The sequence below is a fragment of the Acinetobacter sp. AS167 genome (assembly GCF_037152175.1).
In the GTDB taxonomy this organism is placed as follows: Bacteria; Pseudomonadota; Gammaproteobacteria; order Pseudomonadales; family Moraxellaceae; genus Acinetobacter.
On the sequence record NZ_JBBCMP010000008.1, the window covers coordinates 39,602 to 64,486 of the forward strand.

Here is a 24,885-nt window from a genome sequence, read left to right on the forward strand (position 1 = left end):
TGCGATTTTGAAATCAGTTAGGCTTTCACTTCAAATGCTGGATGATATTTTACCGTTCCATGTGGAATGCTTTGGTTAAAAGCAAGGACTTGAAAATATTCAGCAGGCACATCGTCAAGAATCAAACTGGCGTGTGGCTGAAAGCCAAATTTGGAATAATAGGCAGGATCTCCAAGCACAACACATCCTGCTGCATTGAGTTGTTGTAACTGCTGTAATGCGTGTTGGATTAAAGCTTTACCAACACCTTGTTGTTGATATTCTGGTGCAATTGAAATTGGGCCTAAGCCATACCAATGTTGTGCGCCAGAAGAAATTTCAACAGGTGAAATCGCCACATGCCCAATAATCTGTCGATCCAATTCAGCAACAACTGAAATAGTTAATTGATTTGCATCCCTGAGTGCATTGACGATCAAGTGTTCAGTATGGTCGGTATGCGTTGCATTTAGAAAAACCAGTTGAGTGAGATTGAAAATATTTTCAATGTCGTCTGCATGTTCGTTGCGTAGGCTTAAATTTAGCATGCTATGTATTTTCTATATGTCATAGGTTAGATTCTAAGATTGAGTTCCACGATATGACAAGGCTTCAGTTAAATGCGCACTTTGGATTTGCTCACTTTGAGACAAATCTGCAATAGTTCTTGAGACACGTAAAATACGATGATACGCCCGCGCAGATAAATTTAAACGTTGTTGTGCCATTTCGAGCATTTGCTTAGATGTTTCATCTAAAACCACATATTTTTCTAAGTCTTTTGGCGATAAGCTGTGATTTAAATGGCCTTGTCTTTTGATTTGGAAGTCAAAAGCATCAATCACCCGTTCCCGTACTGTTGCTGAATCTTCGACAGGTGTTTGATCCTGTAATTCTTGGGCTTTTAATGGTGGTACATCGATATGTAAATCAATACGATCTAATAATGGACCTGAGATTCTATTTTGATAGCGTTTAATTGCTTCAGCAGAACACTGGCATCGACTGTCCTGATTAAAAGCATAACCACAAGGACAGGGATTCATTGCTGCAATCAATTGAAAGTTTGCAGGAAATGTAATTTGGCGTGATGCTCTAGAAATAACAATTTCTTTAGATTCAAGTGGTTGTCTTAAAACTTCGAGTACTTTTTTATCAAACTCAGGCAACTCATCTAAAAATAGCACACCTAAATGCGCTAGGGTAATCTCTCCTGGTTTTGGATTTGAACCACCACCGACGAGGGCGATCGCTGATGCAGTATGGTGAGGGGTGCGAAATGGACGTTGTCCAAAATGATGTTTTGCCTTTGCAATTGAATAAATACTGGCAACCTCAAGATTTTCTTGTGGATTTAAGGCTGGCAAAATACTCGGTAAGCGAGAAGCTAAAAGGGTTTTACCGGTACCTGGCGGGCCTTTAAATAAAATAGAATGTCCACCTGCGGCTGAGATTTCTAAAGCACGCCGTGGGCGTAATTGCCCTTTAACATCCGATAAATCAAATTTGTAGGCATTATTTTGCTGTATTTTTTGTGTAGCAGTGACCTCAATTTTGTGTAGATTTAAGAAATGCTCACACACCTGTTTTAAGTGCTGAGCAGCAAAAACTTGAAATTCAGGCAATTGCGCTGCTTCAGCGGCATTTTCCTGTGGCAGCATCAATTGATGTTTGGCCATCTGACATGCCATTGCAATGGTTAAGGTCCCTGTGATTGGTCTTAAGTGTCCATCTAGTGCTAATTCACCAATAAACTCAAAATGATCTGTGACATTTTCAGGAAGTTGTCCCGTGGCAATTAAGATACCCAGTGCAATGGGTAGATCTAGACGAGAGCCATCTTTGGGAAGATCCGCAGGTGCGAGATTGATGGTCAAGCGCTTGGTTGGGAATTGATAGCCACTGTTAATGATGGCTGATCGAACGCGATCCTTACTTTCACGAACTGCTGCTTCAGCTAAGCCAACAATTGTTAAAGAAGGAAGCCCTGCACTAACATGGACCTCAACTTCAATTAAAGGTGCATGCAGCCCGAGCAAGCCTCGGGTATAAATTTTGGCTAAAGACATTGTTGTTTTCCACTGGTGCTTTATTTTTAATCATTATTATATTTTTTGCACCAACAAAGTGCAAATTTAGTTTATTTTTTATCCTGAATCAGCACCTCAAGTGCTTTGACCTGTTCTTGTAAATCGGTCAATCGTAAATTGGCATTATTTAGTGCAGTCTTTTGGCGTTCAATTTCGTCTTTTGAAACGATATCCATTTTAGAAATGGCTTCGTTTAGCAAAGCGCGCAAATTATGTTCTATATCTTTTTTAGGCTGATCGACCTGTTCTAAAATTGCTTGTAATAATGTTTCAATCATGAGGAATCCAAATTAGTAAAGCTCTTCGCCTAGTGTAACATCGCGTATTCATTTTATTTAAGTAATTTTTTATCCGCTGCTTAAAGCATAATGTCTCCTATAATTTAGCAATGAAATCTAAAAAAACACGCAATATTATGTGTTTTTTAAAGTTGCAACTTCACCTAAGTATATACAATAGGTTATAAAGGCAATGCATGTTGATTGAATTAATCACCCCAACCATTAATAAGATTGGCATGAAAATTGAACATAAAACCTTACTGGTGAAATAAGCCGAAGGAAAACAATATGAAGCTCGTAACTGCAATTGTAAAACCGTTTAAATTAGATGACGTGCGTGAAGCACTGTCTGATATAGGCGTTCAAGGGATTACCGTAACTGAAGTTAAAGGTTTTGGTCGTCAAAAGGGGCATACTGAACTTTATCGTGGCGCTGAGTATGTTGTTGATTTTCTGCCTAAAGTGAAAATCGAAATCGCAATCAGTGATGACATGGTAGATTCAGTGATTGAATCTATTACACGCGTTGCTAGCACTGGCAAAATTGGTGATGGAAAAATTTTCGTGACTAATTTAGAGCAAGTAATTCGTATTCGTACAGGTGAAACAGGTCCAGACGCTGTTTAATTTGGCACGAAGATTGCTGGTTATGTATATCAATACATAACTCACAAAATTAGGTTGGGGGATACGAATGAAAAAAATGCTATTAGCGCTCAGCCTGTCTGGCGCACTTCTTGGCGGATCAGTTGCGTGGGCAGAAGAAAACGTAGCTGAGCCTGCATCTACAGCTGTTGCAACGGCAAGTGATGTGACTGCGACAGTCGCCGATACATCGGCAACCGTTGCGCCTGAAACGGTGGCTGCCACAGCTGCGCCAGCAGCAGAAGTAGAAAAACCAACTTTAAATACAGGTGATACAGCGTGGATTCTTGTATCTACAGCACTTGTATTGCTGATGACAATTCCCGGTTTAGCATTATTCTACGGCGGTATGGTGCGTAAGAAAAATGTGCTTGCTACTATGGCGCAAAGCTTTACTGCTGCAGCAGTGGTCAGCATCGTATGGGTGGTCATTGGTTATTCACTTGCATTTGGTTCTGGTAATGCTTTTATTGGTGGTTTCGATAAAATCATGTTATCTGGGATTACAACAGATGCGCTGAGTGGCACAATTCCAGAAATTCTTTTCGTTATTTTCCAAATGACTTTTGCGATCATTACCGTTGCCATCATCAGTGGTTCTGTGGCTGATCGTATGAAATTTAGTGCTTGGATCACGTTCATTACAATTTGGGTCATTATTGTTTATGCACCAATTGCTCATTGGGTATGGGGCGGTGGCTGGTTAATGAATGATGGTGCGCTTGATTTCGCGGGTGGTACTGTTGTTCATATTAACTCTGGTGTTGCAGGTTTAGTTGCTGCGTATTTGCTGGGTAAACGTATGGGCTTGGGCAAAGAATCTATGGCGCCACACAACTTAACCTTAACTGTATTGGGTGCAAGCTTGGTATGGGTCGGTTGGTTTGGTTTCAATGGTGGTTCTGCTTTGGGTGCAAATGGTTCAGCAGCGTATGCTTTAGTAACGACTCAAATTGCAGCAGCAGCTGCAGCAATTGCTTGGTTAGTGGTTGAAAAAATTGTTCGTGGTAAAGGTTCAGTATTGGGTGCGGCATCGGGTGCAGTTGCTGGTCTGGTTGTGATTACGCCAGCGGCAGGTTTTGTGACTGTAAGTGGTGCGTTGATCATGGGCTTAATCGGTGGTGTAGTATGCTTCTGGGGGATCTCTGGTCTTAAACGTATCCTTAAAGCAGACGACTCATTGGATGCGTTTGGTTTACACGGTGTAGGCGGTATTGTTGGTGCGATTTTAACAGCTGTATTTGCAAGCTCATTCATTATGGGTGATAAAGCACCAACGGATGTAATGCATCAATTATGGGTGCAAGTTGAAGGTGTGTTAGCAACCATCGCATACTCAGCAATTGTGACTTTTATCTTGCTTAAAATCATCGATGTTGTGATTGGGATCCGTGTTGAATCTGATGATGAACGTATGGGGCTCGATTTAAGCCAACATGGCGAACGTATCGAATAATTAATAAGATCTGAATAATAACTATATATAGTATAAAACAGTCCGTAAGGGCTGTTTTTTTTCCATATCTTGCGAAAGGCTCAACAAAATCAGGTTTTTTTGCTACACTAGCTGAAATCATGAATTTTGTTCAATAAAACCACTATGCACTGTCCATTTTGCAATGCTGCAGATAGTAAAGTAATCGACTCTCGTTTGGCTGCTGAAGGTAGCCAGATTCGTCGACGTCGTGAATGTATCAGCTGTGGCGAACGTTTTACGACATTTGAGAGTTATGAGGTGGTGATGCCACGTGTGACCAAGTCAGATGGTAAAAATGAACCATTTGACGAAGCAAAATTACGACGTTCTTTAATGCACGCCTTACAAAAAAGACCTGTGACTCAAGAACAGATTGAAACCGTCATTAGTGATATTCAATTACAAATTCGCCGTTTGGGTGAACGTGATGTACGTTCACGCACCATTGGTGAAATCGTCATGAAATCTTTGTTTGCATTGGATCATGTGGCTTATGTGCGTTTTGCATCGGTGTATCAGGATTTCCAAGATATCGATGCTTTTCGTCATCAAATTGAACAAATGCAAGATCGTGGGCAAGACCACTAATTTTATTTTTTGAACGTTATTGATTAGGAATTTTATGTCTGAGTTTGATTCAAACTCTAAACCCGAAGATTGTTTAAACATAGATCAGGTTTGGATGCAGAAAGCAATTGAGCTTGCGAAGCTTGGACAATATTCCACACGACCAAACCCGAACGTCGGTTGTGTCATTGTAAAAGATGGACAATGGGTGGGAGAGGGTTATCATCCTCGAGCTGGGCAACCACACGCAGAAGTTTTTGCAATGCGTCAAGCAGGCGAGTCTGCGAAAGGTGCAACTGCTTATGTTACATTGGAACCTTGTGCGCATTATGGCCGTACACCACCTTGTGCCAAAGGGCTGGTTGAAGCGGGTGTAAGTAAGGTTGTTGTTGCATGTGCTGATCCAAATCCTTTGGTGGCTGGTAAAGGTGTTGATATCTTACGTCAGGCAGGGATTAAGGTTGAAACAGGGATCTGTGAGCAACAAGCGGCACAACTCAATAAAGGCTTTTTAAAGGCAATGGCAACAGGGTTGCCTTATGTTCGTTTAAAAGTTGCTTCCAGTTTAGATGGCCGTACTGCAATGGCATCTGGTGAGTCTAAATGGATTACTGGGGCCGAATCACGTCAAGATGTTCAGCATTGGCGGGCCATTTCAGGTGCAGTGATTACTGGGATTGATACTATTTTGGCAGATGACCCACAATTAAATGTACGTTCATTGGGCGATATTGATATTGCAAAGATTGTACAGCCTAAGCGCGTGATTTTAGACCGACAAGGTCGCTTGCCACTCAATGCTCAAATTCTTAACACACCTGAAACAGTGGTGGTCATGGGGCCATTTCGTCAAGAACTTGCTAAGCTGGGCGTGGTACAATTAGAAGTTCAATCTTTAAAAGATTTGCTTGCTACTTTAAAAGATTTCCAAATTTACGATGTGTTGGTTGAAGCTGGTGCGACATTATCCACTGCATTTTTGCAGGGAAATCTGGTGGATGAATTAATCAGTTATGTTGCCCCGACCTTTTTAGGACAATCAGCACGTGCCATGTTCAATGCCGAATTTGAAACGATGGCACAACAATTACGTTTTAAGTTACAAGATGTTCATCAGTTTGGTGATGACATTCGCTTAAGACTTATCCCTTCACAAGAGTCAGTATGAATCCAGAGTCAACATCATCGGTTTACCATAAACGTCGTCATGCTGCGCGTACAACAGATGAATATCTTTTTCATCAGTTAGTTCCCTATTTAGGAAACAAACGCCGTTTGTTGCATCTGATTCTTGAAGCGCTTGAAATCACAGGAACTTTGAATCCTAAGGGTAAACGCGCCCCAATTTTTGCCGATTTTTTTGCTGGCAGTGGTGTGGTTTCGCGCTTAGCTCGTCAAAATGGCTATAGGGTGATTGCCAATGACTGGGAACCTTATAGTCATGCATTAAATCATGCCATTTTGGCATGCACAGATGCACCTGCATTTAAAGAATTGGGTGGATATCAGAAAGCCATCGATTATTTAAACCGCTTGCCTGAAGTGAAAGGGTGGGTTACCCATAACCTTTGTCCGCGCAATGATGAAATTTATGACCCTGCACGAGACCGTTTATTTTTTAAACGCCGCAATGGGATGCGCATAGATGCAATTCGCCAGCAAATTGCTACTTGGCAAGCACAGGGTGCAATTGACGATGTAGAAATGAGTGCGTTATTGGCACCTTTGCTCTATTCGGCAAGTTTTGTCAGCAACACCAGCGGTGTATTTAAAAGCTTCCATCATGGTTGGGGTGGAAAAACCCAAACTGCGTTAGAACGTATTGAATCTTTATTATGGCTAACACCCAGCCGCTTTAGTGAAGTAGGACATAATCAACAGAAAACCCCTATGGCAGAAGTGTGGTGTGTGGATGCACAGCATTTGGCGAATCAGATGAGTGGTTTTGAAGTTGATGTGGCTTATCTAGATCCACCGTATAACCAACATGCCTATAGTAGCAATTATCATGTGCTCAACTCGCTAACACTTTGGGATCAAACTGATTTACCTACACCGGATACAAAAGGTTTTAAAAGCGGGATTGACCGTGCATGGCGTAAAGAACGTCCAAGTCCTTATAATTCCTCTAAGTATGCACAAGAAGCCTATGAGAATTTACTGGAAACCATTAATGCGCGTTATATTCTCACCAGTTACTCCACTGATGGCAATATTGAAGCCAAAGACTTATTGGCAGCTAATCTGAAACGTGGCAAAGTCACCTTATTGACTCAGGATGTGCCTCGCTATCGTGTCAGTAAACAACGTCAGTCTGAGCGCGCACGTGTTCTTGAGTTTATTGTGATCACCGATACCCATGCCAAATCCGGACCACCATTGCGTCAGCTGTTGGGTCAACTCTATCATTTTGCAGAATTGGGTGGTGTGGATACATCAGGTGTCAGTACGCAATTGGCCTTATGGTAACAACTCGCCTTTGCCTTTAAAATATGTAGCAAGTGCAAAATAAACAAGATTGAACTTCATCAGTTTCTCTCACTGCAGCAGTAGGTAGAATTATGTTCACAGGTATCATTGAAAGTTTGGGTAAAGTCGAAAGTTTACAAAATGTAGGTGGTGATGTGCGCTTACGTATTCAGACTGACTTGGATATGTCAGATGTGCATTTGGGCGACTCTATTGCGACCAATGGGATCTGCTTAACTGTGATCGACTGGGGTAACAACTGGTATGCTGCTGATGTATCCCGTGAAAGTTTAAATCGTTCGACTTTAGCAAGTTGGAAAGCGGGGCAGGCGGTCAATGTAGAAAAAGCAATGTTGCCAACAACACGCTTCGGTGGACATATCGTCAGTGGGCATGTCGATGCTGTGGGTGAAATCACCGTAGTACGTTCAGATGCTCGCTCACTGTATTTCGAAGTCACTGCACCTGTTGAAATTGCTAAATATTTGGCTGAAAAAGGTTCTGTGACTGTAGATGGAATTAGCCTTACTATCAACCATTTACGTGGAAATATATTAAGTTTAAATTTAATTCCACATACTGCTGAACGGACCAATATTGGAACGTGGAAAGTGGGTTCTCAAGTGAATTTAGAAGTGGATGTATTGGCACGTTATATAGAAAGATTGTTACTTGGTGATAAAGCTGCTGAGCCAAAAGCAGAGTCTAAACTCAGTATGGAATTTCTGGCAGCCAATGGTTTTTTAAAATAAATAAAAACAAAACCCGATTAAAAAAGCCTAATTTATTTAGGCCTTTTAATATATACATGATTAAATTAGGCTAATATATCGTGAATTCTTCTGTAAGAGAGTTGAGTATTGCTTGAATTTTTATTGCATTTAGAACAATTATTGCCCACTTTTTTAGAGAATTACGGGTTGTGGATTTATGCCATTTTGTTTCTAATCATTTTTGCAGAAACTGGCTCAGTCTTTATGTTTTTTCTCCCTGGCGATAGTTTATTGATTGCTGTCGGTGCTTTATGTTCTACCGCTGAATCTGTGCATTTGCACTATATGGGTGTGTTGCTGATTATTGCTTCAATTTTGGGTTATATGGTTAACTATTATACTGGGCGTGCGCTAGGTTTTAAGTTTTTCCATGCGCATTCACGTTGGTTTAAGCCTGAATATATTAAAAAGACCAATCATTATTTTGAAAAGCATGGCGGGAAAACCATTCTCGTTGCCCGTTTTGTGCCTTTTGTTCGTTCTTTTGCTCCTTTTGCAGCAGGTGCAGGGCATATGAAAATGCCTGTATTCATGTTGTATAACATTTTAGGCGGATGGATTTGGATTGCGCTATTGCTTGGTGCGGGTTATGGCGCGGGTAATTTATTATCTTTACTGCTCGATTCATTTTAATCAGATTTAGACAGTCGTAAACTGCCCCGATGAATAAGCCGAATATGGATCCTCAACATTCGGCTTATTCATGTTGAGAATAGAATAAAATCACGAGGGGTTTTATTTAAAAAATCAGATGTATTTATCAAAATAATTTGCTGCTATTTTTACGCACTGACACAAAAAAATATCTAGAAAGTGCAAACAGAAAAAGCTTTCAAATCGCCAAAGTGCTAACATTTTGCAAGTTTTAAAATCTTAATGCTGGTGAGCAAAAATGTTAATACAACGTGGTGGGTTAAAAGTTGTGGCTGGGCTTGGAATTTCAGGCGTTTCAGCAGTAAATTTTCTTCATGAAAATGGCTACCGTGTTGCAGTCACAGATTCTCGTGAAGTTCCACCAGGACATGAGCAAATTCCAGCAGCAGTTCAAACCAGCTTTGGTCAACTCGATCAAGATTTACTTTTGCAAGCTGAAGAGATCGTCATTAGTCCCGGGTTAGATCCTCAGTTACCAGCAATTCAAGCTGCGATTGCAAAAGGCATTCCAGTCATCAGTGAAATTCAAATTCTCCGCCGTGCTACAGATAAACCGATTGTGGCGATTACTGGCTCAAATGCAAAAAGTACCGTGACCACTTTGATTGGCCTAATGGCGCAAGAAGCAGGAGTAAAGGTTGCGGTAGGGGGTAACTTGGGTCGCCCAGCTTTAGATTTAACCCATGATGATCCAGATGTTTATATCCTTGAGCTTTCCAGCTTTCAATTGGAAGCAACCTCGAGTTTAAATGCCGAAGTGGCTGTGGTCTTGAACATGAGTGAAGACCACTTGGACCGTCATGGGGATATGGCAGGTTACCATGCGGCAAAACATCGTATTTTCCAAGGTGTGAAAAAAGTCGTATATAACCGTGACGATTCATTGACGCGTCCATTGGTGCCAGATGTTACACCGATGCAAAGCTTTGGGCTCAATGCACCTGATTTAAAACAATACGGTATCCTAAGAGAAGATAACGGTACGATTTGGTTAGCGCGAGGTCGTGAACGTCTACTCAAAAGTTCAGAGATGTATATTCAAGGGACACATAATGTTGCCAATGCTTTGGCATGTTTAGCTCTAGGTGAAGCGATTGGTTTGCCTATAGACAAAATGCTTGAAACCTTAAAAACATTTAAAGGTTTAGAGCATCGTTGCGAATTCGTTAAAGAAGTCGATGGTGTGCGTTATTATAATGATTCTAAAGGCACCAATATCGGTGCAACTTTGGCTGCATTGGATGGCTTAGGTGCTGCAATTGAAGCACAAGATGGTCAGGTTGCGATTATTCTGGGTGGTCAGGGCAAAGGACAGGATTTTACTGCACTACGTGAGTCTCTGCAAAAATATGCCAAAGTTGCAGTACTGATTGGTGAAGACAGCTCAATTATTGAAAACGCCATTACAGGGACAACAGAACTTCTACATGCAGCATCTTTGCAACAAGCTGTAGAACTTTGTCAACAACATACGCATGCGCAAGATGTAGTGCTATTATCACCTGCATGTGCAAGCTTTGATATGTTTACAGGCTATCCTGAGCGTGGTCATCGCTTTGTTGAATATGTAAATGCTCTAAACTAAAAAGAATCATAAGGAAATAAAGTATGGCTGGGTTAGCTCAGACGACTATAAGTAAGATTAACCAAGTGTATGATCGTTGGATGCCAAAATTTCCGGCAGAGATTACACCACGTAATGTACTGATATTTTGCGTCATATCATTGTTATGTATTGGAACGGTGATGGTGGCTTCGGCTTCAATGCCTTACGCAGAAAGAATGCATGAAAACGAATTTCACTATGTGATTCGCCATGCAATTTCGATTGTGGTGGCTTTTGTTGCGGCCGCAATTACCTATCGAGTTTCACTCAACCTTTGGTTTAAAAATACCTTTCCATTGTGGTTGATCACCATTGCTTTATTGCTCGCCGTTTTAGTTGTGGGTACTGAGGTTAATGGCTCAACACGATGGATTCGTGTTGGGGGATTTACCTTGCAGGCAACCGAAGTCGCCAAGGTGATGATGGCGATATTCACGGCGGACTATGTGGTCCGCCGTGCTGAAGAAGTCCGTAATAATATTAAGGGCTTGGTACGTCTTGGTGTGGTGATGTTGCTGACGGTCGGACTGATTATTGCAGAACCTGATTTAGGTGCAACTGTGGTTATTGCAGTTTCGATGCTGGGTGTATTCTTCTTGGCTGGTGCGCCTATGATCCAGTTTGGCTTTGCATTTGGTGCGATTCTAGTGGCATTTGTATCATTGATCGTGTTTGAACCTTATCGTTATGAGCGCTTAATGTCATTCTCAAACCCTTGGGCTGATCCTTTGGGCTCAGGTTATCAATTGTCGAATGCATTGATGGCGTTTGGTCGTGGTGAATGGTTTGGGGTAGGCTTAGGACATAGTATTCAAAAAATGTCTTATCTACCAGAAGCACATACCGACTTTATGTTGGCAATTTTAGGTGAAGAGTTCGGTTTCTTTGGTATTTCGACTGTTTTGTTGCTCTCGTTTGTGATGTTGATTTGCTGTATTCGTATTGGTCAACGTGCGCTCAATCATCAATATTTGCGAGCAGGTTATTTGGCTTATGGGATTAGCATTATTTTCTTATTACAGATCTTAGTGAATGCAGGCATGAATATGGGAATGTTACCAACCAAGGGGCTGACGCTTCCATTTATTAGTTATGGTGGTTCATCTTTAATTATGTGTGCGGTGATGATCAGTTTAATTCTTAAAATTGATGCAACCACCAAAGATGCTAATCCAGCGCGAGAAGAGTCCAGTTTTTAGCAATTTATTTAATTTGAATAAAAAAGCCATTTGATCAAAAGTGGCTTTTTTATTGGTAAATGGCTTTTATCTCTGTTCCTTTGGGAATACTTGTAATATCCCACTGAGTGATGGCTTGAACCAACATTTTATCTGGCTGATCTAAGTCCACTGGCGCTTGTCCAAGCGCTATAATCGCCTCTAAAAGCAATTCAGACGCATGTTTGACATCAAGGGCTTGAGCATGGTTCTGTTTAGAGAGTTTTTGCCCTAGATGATTCATTGCAAGCGGCAAGTGCATATATTCAAGAGCGGGATAGCCTAAAAGCTGCCCTAGCCAAATTTGACGTTCAGTATTATCCAATAAATCCGCACCACGTACCACATGGCTGATCTCTTGTAAATAATCATCGACAACGACTGCCAATTGATAGTTGATAATGCCGTCACGACGTGTGAGAACAAAATCACCTAAATCGTGGTGTAAATTAGCGCAATGTTGCCCTTGTAATCGATCATTGAAACAAATATTTTGATCAGACACTTTTAAACGAATGGCTTGGTTTTCGAAGTCGAGCTGTTTGTCTCGGCAAGTTCCAGCGTAGATATGATTTGACCCTAATATTTTTCGGGTACATTCACAAGCATAAACTAAATTGTTTTGTTTGAGTTGTTCGATTACTGACTGGTAAATGTCTAAGCGATGTCTTTGATAAACGATTTCAACATCAGATTGGAAACCAAAAGCGTCTAGACACTTTAAAATGTGCTGTTCACTATCTGGATAAATACGTGGAATATCCGTATCTTCTATTCGGACGATCCATTGCCCATGATGAGCTTTAGCATCGCAATAACTCGCAACAGCAGTCACCAAGGAGCCAAAATGTAACGGCCCTGTGGGTGAAGGTGCAAACCGTCCTTTGTATACAGTATTCTTCCTCCCTCCCTTTGGAAAAGAGAGGGGTGGGGAGGAATTTGACACAGCGTTAACCGTTATTTTGCTTCTCTTTGATCTCAGCAAGGGTTTTGCAATCGATACATAAAGTTGCGGTTGGTCGTGCTTCTAAACGGCGTAAACCAATTTCGATACCACACGTTTCACAGAAACCATAGTCGTCATTTTTAATCGCTTCAATAGATTGCTCTATTTTGCGAATAAGTTTACGTTCACGGTCACGGGTACGTAACTCAATGGCAAACTCTTCTTCTTGCGTAGCACGGTCATTTACATCAGGTAAAGAAGAAGATTCATCTTGCATTGTATTTAGGGTGCGATCCACTTCCGACATCAATTCAGCTTTCCATGCCAGCAAAATTTTACGAAAATGTTCGAGCTGCCCCTCAGACATGTATTCTTCATTTTTCTTTGGCTGATAAGGCTCGATACCGAATAGACTTGCTGTAGTACCGTTTTCATTGGTCTTCGGCTTGGTTTTACGCACTCGCTTTACAGACTTATCATCTGCTGCTGTTTGTTCTTCCAAGACTTGATTTTGGTTGTCATTCGCCATAAAGGGCATTCCTCATCATATACGTATTATCTATACGCAAAAAATATGGTGATATGCAAGTATTTTTTATCACTACCAACAGAATGAATCTATCGGGGGCGTCATCATATAGATTTTTTTACCAAGATGAAAGTCACCTAACCCTGAATTAGACTTTCTGCATATCTCGTTGGACGAATAACTTAATAGAAAAAAACAAAAATGAAAAGCTAGTAACCTGAAATTTCTTCATTAATTGTAACTTTGAAGTGATCCAAGCGGTGTACAAAGGTCTCAAATTCACCATTGGCTTTTAAATGTAAGCAACGGTAACCAGGTGCAATTGGATCAAATGAAAACTCTTGGCTGAGTGGTTTAAATTGCACACAAGTCGCAGGCGTAGAAATAAAATGTATTCCATTCCATATATTATAGGACTCTTGATGAACATGACCATGTAAAACAGCTTTGATGTTATCAAATGGTTCAAGTACAGCTTTTAATTCATCTGCATTTTTTAACTTGTGCTGATCGAGCCATTTCGAATGCATATCAAAAGGATTATGATGACAAGCGATGAGTATGAATTTGTCGCTCATTTTTTCCAATAACAGTTTTAGATGTGCCAATTGTTCTGTTTGAATGTTTCCATCAGTACGCCCGCTCACAGCACTATTCAGCAAAATGATACGCCATTGATCTAACTCAATAACTGCGGGAATCGGTTCTGGCGCATGGAAGGGAAACAAGTTCAGATTGTCGTGATTTCCTGGAATTTGATAAAAATTGATACCAAAACGCTGCATATAATCTAAATAGCGCGCATAGGTTTCTGGAAACGCAGCTTGAGCCAAATCACCTGTATGTAAAATTAAATCGATATTTTTATAGCGTTGCTGAATATCATTCATAACGGCATGAAAGCTTTCTTCAGGATTAATCCCGACAAATTCAGCCTCAGGTCTATCCATCAGATGTGTATCTGTGATTTGGATAATTACTCTATCTTTATCAGTTTGCGGCAATATCTCTGATTGCATGCCTTTCCCCTAGACATTTTCAAATGTATGCAAGTGCTGTTGTAGCCATTGCAAAGCCATAATCACAGGCGCATTTTTTAAACGATTACTTTGTAATAAGATGCACAGATCTGAATAATCAATGATATGAAGTTTGATATTTTCACTTTCATCAGGCATACCAAACACCCCACCTTCAGCGGGTAACGCTGCTTGAGCAACATAGAGATGGAAGATTTCATCACATGCACCAGCAGATGGATAGAAGCTAAACAAGTGTCTGATTTGATTTAATTCACATCCAGATTCTTCAACGCTTTCTCGCCGAATGCAACTTTCTGGAGATTCATCTCCATCGAGTACACCTGCGATGATTTCAAGTTGCCAAGGTGAAACAACATCATCAATCGCCCCCACACGAAACTGTTCAATCAATGCAAATTTCTGTTGCTGATCATTATAAATCAGTACGCCAGCAGCCTCTTTACGGCGAATCAATTCACGTTGGATGGTTGTGGTATATTCAGTTTGATTAAATAATCGGTGTCGCAAGCTCACTTTTTCGACTTGAACAAAACCTTTAAAGGCATATTCACGAGATTGTATTTCTACATCATTATGTGTGTAGGTTGCTTGCTGAATGATGTTCATGTGCACAGTTAGGATGAAACATATTCATTTCATCCTAACTGAGAAATAGTGAAAGACAAAAGTTTTTTTTAAACTTTACACTTTATGGTACAACTTTTGCCCTTGTTCCTGATAAACGGATTTCATGGTTTTGAGACCATCTTCTATAACCGTTTTGTTATTTACAGAGTGTGCTGCATTTTGTTGATTTTGTGCATAATCTCGCACGTTTTGAGTGATTTTCATCGAGCAGAACTTAGGTCCGCACATTGAACAGAAGTGTGCGGACTTATGTGCCTCTTTAGGCATAGTCTCATCATGCATCGATCTTGCTGTATCTGGATCGAGGCTGAGATTGAACTGATCTTCCCAACGGAATTCAAAGCGTGCCTTAGATAAAGCATTGTCACGGACTTGTGCACCCGGATGTCCTTTAGCTAAATCAGCAGCATGTGCTGCGATTTTATAGGTGATAATCCCGTCTTTAACATCTTTCTTATTGGGCAGGCCCAAATGCTCTTTTGGGGTCACATAACACAGCATGGCCGTGCCATACCAACCAATCATTGCTGCGCCAATCGCAGAAGTAATGTGGTCATAGCCTGGAGCAATATCTGTGGTGAGTGGCCCAAGGGTATAGAACGGTGCTTCTTGACAGACTTCAAGTTGCAGGTCCATATTTTCTTTCACCATATGCATTGGAACATGGCCTGGCCCTTCGATCATGACTTGAACATCATGTTTCCATGCTCGATGGGTCAGTTCACCTAAAGTGCGTAATTCTGAAAATTGCGCTTCATCATTGGCATCTTGAATACAACCTGGGCGTAAACCATCACCTAAGCTGAAAGACACATCATAGGCTTTCATGATTTCGCAGATTTCATCAAAATGTGTATAGAGGAAATTTTCTTCATGATGTGCCAAACACCATTGCGCCATGATCGAACCGCCACGTGATACGATCCCAGTCAAACGATTGGCTGTCATTGGCACATATCGCAATAAGACCCCAGCATGAATGGTGAAATAATCGACACCTTGTTCAGCTTGTTCAATTAAAGTATCTTTAAAAATTTCCCATGTGAGGTTTTCTGCAACACCATCGACTTTTTCAAGTGCTTGATAAATAGGAACTGTACCAATTGGAACAGGCGAGTTACGGATAATCCATTCACGAGTTTCGTGGATATTTTTACCTGTCGATAAGTCCATGATGGTGTCTGCACCCCAACGGGTTGCCCATGTCATTTTCGACACTTCTTCATCTATTGATGAACCCAAAGCTGAGTTTCCGATATTGGCATTAATTTTCACCAAGAAATTACGTCCAATAATCATGGGTTCGCATTCAGGATGGTTAATATTGGCTGGAATGATGGCACGCCCTTCAGCGACTTCCTTACGCACAAATTCAGGGGTGATTTGCATAAGATTGTGGGCGCCAAAATTTTGTCCTGCATGTTGGCGCATATCTACACCCTCATGCTGGCGTTGATTTTCACGAATGGCAATGTATTCCATTTCAGGCGTAATAATACCTTGCTTGGCATAATGCATTTGAGTGACATTATTGCCTGTTTTTGCACGACGTGGTTTTTGAATATGGGCAAAACGTATTTCAGCAGTACGAATATCTTTCAGACGTTCTTGACCAAATTTAGAGGTTAAGCTGGCTAAATGCTCAGTATCCGCACGTTCTTCAATCCAAGATTCACGTACATTGGGTAAGCCTTTATTCAAATCAATGTGTACGTTGGGATCGGTATAAACACCTGAAGTGTCGTAGACCATAATTGGTGGATTTTTTTCACCACCAAGGCCTGTTGGGGTATCCGTGAGTTCAATTTCACGCATCGGTACTTGAATATCTGGGCGTGAACCTTGAATATAAACTTTTTTAGATGCGGGTAAAATTCGAGTCAGATCTTTGGCTTCTTGCTCGTGTTGAGCCAATTGATCAGCAGGGGATAGATTCGTTAATTGGTTCATTACAATGATCCTTATGAATGACATCAACGAATCAAGCACGACCAAAAACGGTGGCAAATCTAGTCTATTTTATCTGCTAAATTCATCATCAGAATAAAGCGCTATTGCGACAAAAATAGATAAACTATGGGCTGTCAGTTTTTAGATGCTTGATTCCTACGCAGGTCTTAACCTGATCAGGTTCAACGGTACTTTAGTTTAAGTTTTGGCAAGGAGATGCAAAACTGACTAAATCTCAGCGAGGTATTACTCGCGCTCCGTCAAGCGATGTTCAAATCTTAGCATGTTCTTATTGAAAATATGCTGGCATACAGATATCAATTTCAATTATTTTCTTGAGCCAGAATTACCTCGACAGATTTTCTAATTTTTTGTTCAAATGCTTCACGTTGTGCTCGGATGTCTTGCTGTTCAGCTGAATTATCTTCAGGATACTGGCTAGATGGTTTTGGCATTTGTTGCCAAAGCGTTTCACTTGCATTGATTAAATTCACAAATTTCTGTGCAGTTGGGCTACTTGCAGTTTTACTTCCTGCAATTTTTTCAATCGCTTTGATTGCTTGTTCATCTGCAATTTTATCGTCATCGAACCAGAGCGTGCGAGTGTTGTCCTCGCCTTGAAAAAGTGCACTACGGTATTGTTCAATGTTCTCTACGACTTGATGTTTAAAATGGTTGTTGGGGTAGTCTTTATTGAATTTTTCCCAATATAACAGTCGATTGGCCACTTCATCAAAACTAATTGCTAACCCTGCGTCCATAATATAGTTGGCACCTGTATACTCTTTACGGATCTGTTTAAAGTAGACCTGATCTGATTTTTCTAAATAGGGTGCAAAAGTATCCAGATCATATTGTGGATGCTGTACAAAGGTGTACTCACCTTCGCCGATATAAAATTTTGCTAAATATAAGTCTTTTGCGTGATCAACTAAATATTTCTCACGTGGTTTTAACTTTTTATACAGTTCTTGTTTTTGTTGAGCTGTCATCGACTGACTGTCTGCAAGTGTGTCGGTCATATATTGAAATACTTCAGGCGAGGCATCTGCGATGAGTTTTTGATAAATGTTTTCAATTTTTGCTTGCCATTGATAGCGTGTTTTTAATGGAGTAGATGCGAGACATTTTTTAAATAATTGATTGAGGTCATTTAAATCTTCAACGATAACCTTTTTTTCTAATTTTTTGATGCTTGTATCTATCTCGTTACAGTTTTGTGGAACAGCTGGAATTTCAATTGTACGGGTCTGAGCCACTTCAGAAGCAGCTGCTTCGGTTGTTTCATTTTTTTGATTATTCTCATGTTTTTGGCAAGCGCTGAATAGGACACAAATGAAAAGTGTTGTGAGTGACAAATGTTGTTTTAAAACTTTCATAGAATGACTGTTGTTGTGAGTTATTGAATGCCACAAGAATAATAAAAATTGAACTGAAATAACATCTAACTGTCAGAACAAATCGCATCGCTAAAGCAATCTTTTTTAACACGCTTAAAGTCGATTGGGCTTAGATTTAGATATTGATTGAGTTGGGAAAGTGCCAATAATTGAGGAATATTTTCTAGTTTAGTGCGTTCTTTTTCACTAATTTGAATTTTTTGCTGTCTTTGCTCTTTGCTCATATTTAAAAAATGAACAAACTTTTTCGCCTGTGCTGAAAGCTCACCATCATTAGATTTTGCCAATCGTTCAATCACCAACCAACTTAAGGCATCTATATCGGTTTGATTTTCAAAACTTATCGAAATAGGCGCTTCTTCAGTACCTAAAAATAATAGACTGCTATATGCATTTTTTAGGAACTGCGCATCATTTAAAAAAGGGCTATTGGGGTAGGTTTGCAGGTAATCTTGCCAAAATTTAGCTCTTTTGGCAGTTTCTTCAGCATCAATATCGAGTTTATGATTTTTAAAAAGTGGGTGAGTATTTTGTTCTGCAAGATTTTCGATAAAAACTTGTTCAGGCGCAGTTAGATACGGCGCGAAAACTTTTGCTAGATATTGCGGGCTTCTACGATACACAATTTTATCATCTGTTTGTTCGGTCAGCTCAATATAAGCTTGCCCTTTGTGACGTAATAAATATTGATCACGAAGATTAAGTTGTTCAAATTTACTTTGTTGAATGGTGGGGTATGCAGCTTGATCTAAAGCATAATTTTCAAATGCTTGCTGTTGTTCTGAAGTACGTTCGATCTGTAAAAATTGTTGATACATACGTTTTGACTGATGCATCAATACCATTTGTTCCGCAGGTTTCATCAATGGCAAACACATACGAATATCTTGATTGACTTGCTCTATTGCAAGTGTGGTTCTTTTTTCGTTGATTGCAAGCATTTCATTTTTGAGATTTTGACAAATTTGAGTTAAATCAGGTATTGGATTTTCTTTTGGTGGAGTCTCTTTAGACTCTTTAACAATGTCAGTCGTTGGTTTTTGGCATGCGATAACCATCATGCAACTCAATATAACGAGTATGCCTGAAATGAGAAAATGAAGGATATTGCGAGGAAATTTCATTCGACCAGCATTTAAAAGAAGCTCAATTTTGTTCGGTGCCATTGTCGCTGAATCGAGGCTAAATAAATGAAATATTTTGTAGTTTTGTGATAATAAAACGTTAATTTTTGCAAGAAACTGAGGCGTGTGTCTAACTTAAGGTTGGTAAAAATTAGCATTCGATAAATAATCAAGAATTGGGTTTATATGGATTTTCATAGCAAAGTTACATATTTAAATTCAGTAGATTGTAGTAGTATATTTACTCTAATCACTTTGATTGGAAGCAAAATGAGCTATATTGAGAAATTTATTTGAAAGAAAAATACTTGTCATAAAATATTCATGATGAATGTGCTTTAATATTAATCCATAAAAATAGTTTTGTTGCGTGTGGAGCATCTAACCTTGAGCCCAAGTAATCCTGTATTAAACCATCACATATCTTCTCAATTTAATGAGGACTTACAGGATGTGAATACCAAATTTATGACCATGGGTGGTTTGGTAGAACAACAAGTCGCAAATGCAGTGCACGCTTTATTAGACACCAATGCCAATATGGCGATTGATGTTCAATTTCAAGACAATACAGTCAATCGTTATGAACGAGAAATTGATGAAGCACTGACTTTGATTCTGGCGCGTCGTCATCCAGCTGCAATCGACTTACGCATGGTAATTGCCATGAGTAAAGCCAATACCGATTTAGAGCGTATTGGTGATGAAGCTGCAAAAATTGCCCGCATAGCACAGACTTTATGTGAAGAGGGTGAATCGCCGCGTGGTTATATGGAAACACGGCATATTGGTAATCAAGTGCGTGTAATGATTCATGATGCTTTAGATGCTTTTGCGCGTGTAGATGCAGAACAGGCTTTAAAAGTTTTGTTGGCAGATGCAGATATTGACCGTGAATACCAATCTGCGACGCGCACACTAATGACCTACATGATCGAAGATCCACGTCATATTAGCCGTGTAATCAATGTGATGTGGGTATTGCGTTCACTTGAGCGGATTGGTGATCATGCGCGTAATATCTCAGAACAAGTCATTTATATTGCAAAAGGTTTTGATGTTCGTCATACCAGCGTTGAAGAAATTGAGCAAAAAGTACAAGGCAAGTAATTGAATTTATGATCAATAAAAAGACCTGAATCATTCAGGTCTTTTTATTTGTAATATTTAAGATTACAAAAATAAAATTACACCTGAGCAAGTGCTTGTTCTAAGTCCGCAATCAAATCCTCGATATGTTCAATACCCACAGATAAACGCACCATATCAATACTCACACCAGCTGCTTTTAGCTCTGTTTCATTAAGTTGACGATGAGTGGTGGTTGCTGGATGACAGGCTAAACTTTTTGCATCACCAATATTCACTAGGCGAGTAAACAGCTGTAGTGCGTCGATAAAACGGGTACCACCTTCACGTCCATCTTTTACCCCAAAAGACAGAATTGCAGAGGGTTTACCTTTAACATACTTTTGTGCCAAAGCATGCTGTGGATGATCTTTTAAACCTGCATAGTTAACCCATTGCACTTTTGGATGCGCCTGTAAATATTCAGCGACTTTTTGTGCATTTTCAGTATGGCGTTCCATACGCAAATTTAGTGTTTCTAAACCTTGTAAAATTAAGAATACGCTGAGTGGGCTAATCGCTGCGCCTGTATTTCTTAATGGGACAACACGTGCACGGGCAATATATGCTGCAGCACCCAAAGCTTCTACATAGTTCACCCCATGATAACTTGGATCGGGGGTATTTAAGACTTTGAAGCGCTCGGGATATTTGCCCCAAGGAAATTTACCACTATCGACAATCGCACCACCAATCGAGTTGCCATGACCTCCAATATATTTAGTCAATGAATGCACCACGATATCTGCACCATGTTCAAAAGGTTTCAGTAGGGCAGGTGTTGCAACAGTATTATCCACAATGACGGGTACACCATATTCATGTGCGATTTTAGCAATGGCATCTAGGTCAATAATATTACCCAACGGATTGCCAATCGACTCAACGAAAACCAATTTGGTTTTTTCATCAATCAAGCCGCGCAATGCTTCAGGATCTTGGTAATCAAAGAAACGTACTTCAATGCCTTGTTTAGGTAACGTATGGGCAAATAAATTATAGGTGCCGCCATACAGCGTTGAAACCGATGCAATATTGTCACCTGCTTCTGCAATAGTCTGGATTGAGTAAGTAATCGCAGACATACCAGAAGCCAATGCTAAAGCACCGATACCGCCCTCAAGTGCGCTCAGGCGTTGCTCAAGCACAGCTGTGGTTGGGTTCATGATACGTGTATAAATATTCCCTTGAACTTTAAGATCAAATAGATCTGCGCCGTGCTGCGTATTATCAAAGGCATAAGAGGTTGTTTGATAAATGGGAACGGCTACGGCTTTAGTCGTTGCTTCTGGTTCATAGCCTGCATGTATCGCAAGAGTTTCATCTTTATATGTCATGTTCTTCCGTCAACTTTTTATTAAATTTCAATAGAGTGTATCAAATAAATATATGAAGTAAACAAGGGTTTATATATTTTAAAATCATAAAAATAGATAAAGCCAACATTGTAGCCCGAGTTGAATTCAGTTTGAACGAGTAAATAGAGACCGAATATCGCTGAGTTCATTAAGCTGTCATTTGCTCAAACTAGCATAGACACTTCTATAAATTCTGTTATTAAAAAACACAATAAATAAGCAGTAATAAATAAACTAACTCGCCATAAAACAACTTTAACTTTAGTACGCTCTAGTTTACTGGGTTTGACCGCATGTTCTGATGATGAACAAAATTCAACAACACAGATGACCTTAACCAAAAATATAACATTGGCGTTTGGTGCTGACGCTTGTGTAATCATTGTCAAACTACAATGCACCAAGTTCAACTCAGACCAAGACACAATTTGTATATCATTATCAGTCGAATTTTTGTTGGTGATAATGTTTGAGATTGCAATTTGATTGAGATTATTGGTGTTGAAAATGTTTTCTTGATGCTTTTAAAATATCTCAATCAATTGGACAAATCTGAACAAAAATAGATAAATTCAGCGTATAATTGACGGTATTTATTTATTCGCATTTTGCGAATTTCTATTCATTATAGAGGAGTCCTACGTGGCCCAATATATTTACACGATGAACCGTGTGTCGAAGATGGTTCCGCCTAAACGCGAAATCTTAAAAGACATCTCTTTATCATTTTTCCCAGGTGCAAAAATTGGTGTACTTGGTTTAAACGGTGCAGGTAAATCTACCCTACTCCGTATTATGGCTGGCGTAGATAAAGATTTCTCAGGTGAAGCTCGTGCGCAACCAGGTATTAAAATCGGTTATCTTGAGCAAGAACCACCATTAGATCCAAATAAAGATGTTCGTGGTAACGTTGAAGATGGTTTACGGGAACCATTGGATGCATTGGCACGTTTAGATGAAGTTTTTGCTGAATATGCAGCTGAAGATGCTGACTTTGATGCGCTTGCAAAAGAGCAAGAGAAATTAGAAGCAATTATCCATGCTTGGGATGCGCATAACCTAAGTAACCAAATGGATCAGGCTGCGGCAGCATTGAATCTCCCAGCATGGGATTCTGACGTAAGCTTACTTTCAGGTGGTGAACGTCGTCGTGTTGCATTATGTCGTTTGTTATTGTCTAAACCAGATATGCTACTGCTTGACGAACCGACTAACCATTTGGATGCAGAATCTGTATCTTGGTTAGAACGCTTCTTGAAAGACTTTGCCGGTACAATTGTTGCAATTACCCATGACCGTTATTTCTTGGATAACGTTGCGGAGTGGATTCTTGAGCTTGACCGTGGACATGGTATTCCTTATCAAGGTAACTATTCTTCTTGGTTGGAACAAAAGAATGCTCGTTTAGAGCAGGAAAATAAACAAGAAGAATCTTTTGCTAAAGCATTGAAAAAAGAATTGGAATGGGTTCGTTCAAATGCTAAAGGTCAGCAAAAGAAAAACAAAGCACGTATGGAGCGCTTTGAAGAGCTTAACTCACGTGAGTTCCAACAACGTAATGAAACGTCTGAAATCTATATTCCACCTGGTCCACGCCTAGGGAATAAGGTTGTAGAAGTTGAGGGCATCAGTAAATCGTTTGATGGTCGTCTACTTTATGAAAACCTATCTTTCACGGTGCCACCAACGGCAATTGTTGGTATTGTTGGTCCAAACGGTGCGGGTAAAACTACATTATTCCGTATGATGACAGGCGAACAGCAACCGGATACGGGTAGCGTTGTATTAGGTGAATCTGTAAAAGTTGCTTATGTTGGTCAGATTCGTGACACTTTAGATAACAATAAAACCGTTTGGGAAGAAGTTTCTGGCGGTTTAGATATCTTAAGAATTGGCGAATATGAGATCGCATCTCGTGCCTATATCGGTCGTTTTAACTTCAAAGGTCAAGATCAGCAAAAGCGTGTAGGTGAATTGTCTGGTGGTGAACGTAACCGTTTACAACTTGCAAAGATTCTTCAGATGGGCGCAAACGTGATTTTGCTCGATGAACCGTCGAATGATTTGGATATTGAAACATTACGTGCACTAGAGGATGCAATTCTTGTATTCCCTGGTACTGTTATGGTGGTATCGCATGACCGTTGGTTCCTCGACCGTATTGCGACACATATCTTGTCATTTGAAAATGAACAGCCTGAATTTTACGAAGGTAACTATGCTGAATATGAAGCATATCGCTTAGCTCGTTTGGGTGATGCTGCTGTGCAAAAACGGACCAAATACAAAAAAATTGGGGGTTAACTCCTCATTTTGTTGATAAAAAACCAGCTTTCGAGCTGGTTTTTTATTGCTGATAGAAATGACATAGTTGGTCTCGTGCTTCGAGATGACCCTGATTTGCAGCAAGTAATAACCATTTGTATGCATTGACTTTATCTGGAGATAATCCAAGTTGCCCCTGTAAGTAAATCATGCCTAATTTATATTGTGCTGAGCTATACCCTTTGAGTGCTGAATGTAAAAAATACCAAATCGCATTACGTTGATATTTATATATTTTTTCATTGTGATGGTAATCAATATCAAGTTTATACTGCTGATTCAGCGCTAAATGTTCATAACTGGTTGCGCGATGGTAAATGTGCATTGATTCAGAGATATTAAATGATTGATATGGGGTGGAATAATGGTATTTATAACTGAAGATTTCCTTTAATTTTCGTATTGTTTTTATTAAATCCATAATGACTCATGCTTATTTTTTATAAAGTTCCTATCATAAGATTAAAGGAAATAAATAGAATAAGAAATACCCAGTGATCAGGATTTTTCCATATAAAAGTATTTAAAAAGTGATTCAAGATAAATAAATAGTTTATTCAGTTTTAATTCTTATTCAGTTTGATATCAGTGAGTTTAATAATTGATAATTTATATAAAATGAGTTGTTAGTCGTTATTTAAAATAATACCTATTATTTATGTATTCTATCTAGGTGTTTTAATAGGGCTTAATAAAT

23 protein-coding genes and 1 riboswitch are annotated in these 24,885 nt (G+C 39.7%); of the genes, 11 read left to right on the plus strand and 12 right to left on the minus strand.

Annotated features, from left to right (window positions below; genetic code table 11):
- Positions 1–17 precede the first annotated feature (17 nt).
- The 3 genes from WFN33_RS13735 to WFN33_RS13745 form a co-directional block, all read right to left on the minus strand.
- The gene (locus WFN33_RS13735) at positions 18–527 is read right to left on the minus strand and encodes a GNAT family N-acetyltransferase (RefSeq protein ID WP_336953632.1); all 510 of its coding nucleotides are present in this window, start codon (positions 525–527) and stop codon (positions 18–20) included.
- A 33-nt stretch (positions 528–560) separates the two neighbouring features.
- The gene (locus WFN33_RS13740) at positions 561–2,048 is read right to left on the minus strand and encodes a YifB family Mg chelatase-like AAA ATPase (protein WP_336953633.1); all 1,488 of its coding nucleotides are present in this window, start codon (positions 2,046–2,048) and stop codon (positions 561–563) included.
- A gap of 71 nt (positions 2,049–2,119) precedes the next feature.
- Positions 2,120–2,347 carry an accessory factor UbiK family protein gene (locus WFN33_RS13745; protein ID WP_004725282.1) on the minus strand — a complete coding sequence of 76 codons (228 nt, stop codon included), beginning with the start codon at positions 2,345–2,347 and terminating at the stop codon, positions 2,120–2,122.
- Positions 2,348–2,638: 291 nt separating this feature from the next.
- Here WFN33_RS13745 and glnK point away from each other — a divergent pair, with 291 nt between their 5' ends.
- The 9 genes from glnK (at position 2,639) to ftsW (ending at position 11,740) form a co-directional block, all read left to right on the plus strand.
- A complete protein-coding gene (gene glnK / locus WFN33_RS13750) occupies positions 2,639–2,977 on the plus strand; it encodes a P-II family nitrogen regulator (protein ID WP_004725283.1) in 339 nt (112 codons plus the stop codon).
- 67 nt (positions 2,978–3,044) lie between these two features.
- The gene (locus tag WFN33_RS13755; RefSeq protein WP_336953634.1) at positions 3,045–4,451 is read left to right on the plus strand and encodes an ammonium transporter; all 1,407 of its coding nucleotides are present in this window, start codon (positions 3,045–3,047) and stop codon (positions 4,449–4,451) included.
- Positions 4,452–4,595: 144 nt separating this feature from the next.
- Complete coding sequence (nrdR, locus tag WFN33_RS13760; protein ID WP_004725286.1) at positions 4,596–5,060, plus strand: transcriptional regulator NrdR; 465 nt, start codon at positions 4,596–4,598, stop codon at positions 5,058–5,060.
- A gap of 34 nt (positions 5,061–5,094) precedes the next feature.
- On the plus strand, positions 5,095–6,207 hold the full coding sequence (gene ribD / locus WFN33_RS13765; RefSeq protein ID WP_336953635.1) for a bifunctional diaminohydroxyphosphoribosylaminopyrimidine deaminase/5-amino-6-(5-phosphoribosylamino)uracil reductase RibD: 1,113 nt from the start codon (positions 5,095–5,097) through the stop codon (positions 6,205–6,207).
- Positions 6,204–7,508: a DNA adenine methylase gene (locus WFN33_RS13770; protein WP_336953636.1), complete on the plus strand. Its 1,305-nt coding sequence runs from the start codon at positions 6,204–6,206 to the stop codon at positions 7,506–7,508. Before ribD ends, WFN33_RS13770 begins: the two co-directional genes overlap by 4 nt.
- A gap of 92 nt (positions 7,509–7,600) precedes the next feature.
- Complete coding sequence (locus tag WFN33_RS13775) at positions 7,601–8,260, plus strand: riboflavin synthase (protein WP_336953637.1); 660 nt, start codon at positions 7,601–7,603, stop codon at positions 8,258–8,260.
- 108 nt (positions 8,261–8,368) lie between these two features.
- Positions 8,369–8,914, plus strand: a complete 546-nt coding sequence (locus WFN33_RS13780) for a VTT domain-containing protein (protein ID WP_004725292.1) — start codon at positions 8,369–8,371, stop codon at positions 8,912–8,914.
- Between the two features lie 259 nt (positions 8,915–9,173).
- Positions 9,174–10,520, plus strand: a complete 1,347-nt coding sequence (gene murD / locus WFN33_RS13785; RefSeq protein WP_336953638.1) for a UDP-N-acetylmuramoyl-L-alanine--D-glutamate ligase — start codon at positions 9,174–9,176, stop codon at positions 10,518–10,520.
- A gap of 23 nt (positions 10,521–10,543) precedes the next feature.
- On the plus strand, positions 10,544–11,740 hold the full coding sequence (gene ftsW, locus WFN33_RS13790) for a putative lipid II flippase FtsW (protein WP_336953639.1): 1,197 nt from the start codon (positions 10,544–10,546) through the stop codon (positions 11,738–11,740).
- 49 nt (positions 11,741–11,789) lie between these two features.
- On the opposite strand, the gene gluQRS is transcribed toward ftsW, so the two are convergent.
- The 7 genes from gluQRS to WFN33_RS13825 all read right to left on the minus strand — a co-directional run bounded on the left by gluQRS (position 11,790) and on the right by WFN33_RS13825 (position 19,314).
- Positions 11,790–12,704: a tRNA glutamyl-Q(34) synthetase GluQRS gene (gene gluQRS, locus WFN33_RS13795; RefSeq protein ID WP_336953640.1), complete on the minus strand. Its 915-nt coding sequence runs from the start codon at positions 12,702–12,704 to the stop codon at positions 11,790–11,792.
- A 4-nt stretch (positions 12,705–12,708) separates the two neighbouring features.
- A complete protein-coding gene (dksA, locus tag WFN33_RS13800) occupies positions 12,709–13,233 on the minus strand; it encodes an RNA polymerase-binding protein DksA (protein ID WP_336953641.1) in 525 nt (174 codons plus the stop codon).
- 209 nt (positions 13,234–13,442) lie between these two features.
- On the minus strand, positions 13,443–14,252 hold the full coding sequence (cpdA, locus tag WFN33_RS13805; protein WP_336953642.1) for a 3',5'-cyclic-AMP phosphodiesterase: 810 nt from the start codon (positions 14,250–14,252) through the stop codon (positions 13,443–13,445).
- A 9-nt stretch (positions 14,253–14,261) separates the two neighbouring features.
- Entirely contained in the window at positions 14,262–14,882 is a 621-nt protein-coding gene (locus tag WFN33_RS13810) for an NUDIX domain-containing protein (RefSeq protein WP_336953643.1), read from the minus strand.
- A 75-nt stretch (positions 14,883–14,957) separates the two neighbouring features.
- The gene (thiC, locus tag WFN33_RS13815; RefSeq protein WP_336953644.1) at positions 14,958–16,853 is read right to left on the minus strand and encodes a phosphomethylpyrimidine synthase ThiC; all 1,896 of its coding nucleotides are present in this window, start codon (positions 16,851–16,853) and stop codon (positions 14,958–14,960) included.
- Positions 16,854–16,989: 136 nt separating this feature from the next.
- Positions 16,990–17,123, minus strand: a riboswitch (TPP riboswitch).
- A 53-nt stretch (positions 17,124–17,176) separates the two neighbouring features.
- Positions 17,177–18,232, minus strand: a complete 1,056-nt coding sequence (locus tag WFN33_RS13820; protein ID WP_336953645.1) for a hypothetical protein — start codon at positions 18,230–18,232, stop codon at positions 17,177–17,179.
- 65 nt (positions 18,233–18,297) lie between these two features.
- On the minus strand, positions 18,298–19,314 hold the full coding sequence (locus WFN33_RS13825; RefSeq protein WP_336953646.1) for a hypothetical protein: 1,017 nt from the start codon (positions 19,312–19,314) through the stop codon (positions 18,298–18,300).
- A 450-nt stretch (positions 19,315–19,764) separates the two neighbouring features.
- Here WFN33_RS13825 and phoU point away from each other — a divergent pair, with 450 nt between their 5' ends.
- Positions 19,765–20,487: a phosphate signaling complex protein PhoU gene (gene phoU / locus WFN33_RS13830; protein ID WP_336953647.1), complete on the plus strand. Its 723-nt coding sequence runs from the start codon at positions 19,765–19,767 to the stop codon at positions 20,485–20,487.
- Positions 20,488–20,564: 77 nt separating this feature from the next.
- Here phoU and WFN33_RS13835 read toward each other — a convergent pair whose 3' ends face one another.
- Complete coding sequence (locus tag WFN33_RS13835) at positions 20,565–21,842, minus strand: O-acetylhomoserine aminocarboxypropyltransferase/cysteine synthase family protein (protein ID WP_336953648.1); 1,278 nt, start codon at positions 21,840–21,842, stop codon at positions 20,565–20,567.
- A gap of 663 nt (positions 21,843–22,505) precedes the next feature.
- On the opposite strand from WFN33_RS13835, the gene ettA reads away from it, so the two are divergent.
- Positions 22,506–24,167: an energy-dependent translational throttle protein EttA gene (ettA, locus tag WFN33_RS13840; RefSeq protein ID WP_336953649.1), complete on the plus strand. Its 1,662-nt coding sequence runs from the start codon at positions 22,506–22,508 to the stop codon at positions 24,165–24,167.
- Between the two features lie 43 nt (positions 24,168–24,210).
- Here the strand turns inward: ettA and WFN33_RS13845 are convergent, their stop codons facing one another.
- On the minus strand, positions 24,211–24,513 hold the full coding sequence (locus WFN33_RS13845) for a sel1 repeat family protein (protein WP_336953650.1): 303 nt from the start codon (positions 24,511–24,513) through the stop codon (positions 24,211–24,213).
- Positions 24,514–24,885 lie beyond the last annotated feature (372 nt).